We start from the raw sequence: 1,843 nt of genomic DNA, 5'->3' as shown, positions 1-1,843 counted from the left end.
GCACCACGACAGCGGGCGCGCGGGCGGCGGGCGCGGGCAGCGGTGCCGCGGGCCGGGCCGGCATGCCGGGCATGGGCGCCCCTGGCGCCAGGGGCGGTGGCAAGGACGACGAATCCACCAGGGGCATTCCCGACTACCTGGTCACCCAGGAACACGGTGACGAACTCACCGGTCTGGACAACCTGCCCAAGCTGGTGCCGCCCGTCATCGGCGCCGACTGAATCGCGAAACCTGATGGAACAGAGTAGATCTCCCGTGCGTACCTGGCATCTCACCGCTCTAGACTTCCGCACCCTGTGGGAAGCGGCGGGCCGCGACGTCCTGCCGTACCCCCTGCACCACCGCCACGTCGGTGTCGAATCCCGGGCGGAGATCCTCCGGCTGCGCAGCAAGGCCGCCGAGAACATGATGGCCGAGTTCGACAGCGACCTCGACGCCGCCATGGCCGCGTTGCTGGCGCCGCACGCGCGCGTCGAAGTGGCGGGCGCGTGCGGCACCACACGAACGATCCGCGCGCACGGCGGAACCCGGGACACCTACGCCGCCTTGGCCGTTCAGGCCCCCGGTGAGGAATCCGACCCGGGCGACATCGCGCTGCACCTGATGGCCCCCGACGACCTGGCCGCCGCCGTGCTGTCCACCCTCCCCAAGGTCGGCCCCGGCACCGGCCGTGAAATCAAAGTCACCGCAGCCGAACTCGCGGCCCCCCGCCCGCATGTCCGCGACCGCTGGAACCCCACCCCGCGCGAACAACTCGAAACCTTCCTCGCCAAACCCACCGACACCCTCACCCACATCGGCGTCTACGCGCACGCCAGCGTCGACAACCGCCACACCGAGGGCCGCGACGACTTCCAGCTCCACGACCTCACCAACGACGGCCGCTACGTCTTCTACGGCGAATCCACCTTCATCGCCAAACCCACCACCCCCACCCGCCTCCACACCACCCTCGCCTCGATCCTCACCACCACCGCCACCAAGGCCCGCACCGGCACCTACCGCCCCCACTGACCACCGCGCCGCTCAACTGGCGAGTGCCGTGAGTTCCCCGGCCTCGCCACCCAGTAGTCGACGAGCACGCACCAGATGGTCTGCTGCTGCGATAATTCGGTCGTATCGAGTCGTCGTGTCCGGGATCCCGTAGTGCTCGGCGAACCAGCGCGCGACTTCTGTCCAGGAGTACAGGGCGTAGCCATCGCCGCTCATCGCGGCCGGGAACCCGCCGGGCCCCCGCTCGCCGTTGGCAAGCCTGCGAACGGCTTCATAGGTCCGGTTGGTCCTGCCCGCGATCGTCTTGAGCGTCACGAGGTTCTCGGTCCGGACACCCACCACGGCGAACCCCGCCGCTTCCGTCTGCCCGACCGCGCTGATGATGGCCGATGCCAGCGAATCGGCATCGCGATGTACGTGCAGTACCGGGGTGGTTCGTGGCCCGAACTCCGGCGTCGTGTCGTCGAGCCCGGCGTCGTACAGCGCGTCGAGTTCGTCGTCGGTCGGTGTGTGATCGAGTACCAGCGTGAACTCGTGGTGACTCATATCGATTCCTTCGTGTCGGTGTGTTGCCGCGCGAACCGTCGGATGGCATCAGCGTTGTCCTCGGGTACGCGTGGGGTCGACCAAATGGCAATCGTGTCACCGGTCGCCCGATGACGGACAACACCCCAACGATGCCCTCGGTGCACTTCCTCGACTTCGAAAAGGTCGATATCGAGCTCGGCAAGCGCCGTATTGATCGCCTTCTTCGGCCGCCGCGCACAGCCAAATGCTTACCGGCGCACCGTTCCTCACCGGCAGCTCGCCCGACGCGCACGAACTCGACACCTGCGCGACCTGGCCCGTA

3 protein-coding genes and 1 pseudogene are annotated in these 1,843 nt (G+C 68.1%); 3 read left to right on the top strand and 1 reads right to left on the bottom strand.

Annotation, left to right across the window (positions count from 1 at the left end; genetic code table 11):
- Positions 1–221 (top strand): annotated as a pseudogene (locus ACWDNU_RS45385) (hypothetical protein); the annotation flags it as partial.
- Between the two features lie 34 nt (positions 222–255).
- Positions 256–1,014, top strand: coding sequence for an ESX secretion-associated protein EspG (locus tag ACWDNU_RS45380; protein WP_355274777.1), 759 nt, complete (start codon positions 256–258; stop codon positions 1,012–1,014).
- Positions 1,015–1,026: 12 nt separating this feature from the next.
- Here ACWDNU_RS45380 and ACWDNU_RS45375 read toward each other — a convergent pair whose 3' ends face one another.
- Positions 1,027–1,539: a hypothetical protein gene (locus ACWDNU_RS45375; RefSeq protein WP_355274775.1), complete on the bottom strand. Its 513-nt coding sequence runs from the start codon at positions 1,537–1,539 to the stop codon at positions 1,027–1,029.
- A 110-nt stretch (positions 1,540–1,649) separates the two neighbouring features.
- Between ACWDNU_RS45375 and ACWDNU_RS45370 the strand changes: the two genes are divergently transcribed.
- On the top strand, positions 1,650–1,843 hold a 194-nt coding region (locus ACWDNU_RS45370), incomplete at its 3' end, for a hypothetical protein (protein ID WP_449673391.1).

It is taken from the genome of Amycolatopsis sp. NPDC003676, from assembly GCF_053587275.1.
Note: the sequence above shows the minus strand (reverse complement) of the source record. Positions and strands in the feature narration are given on the sequence as shown.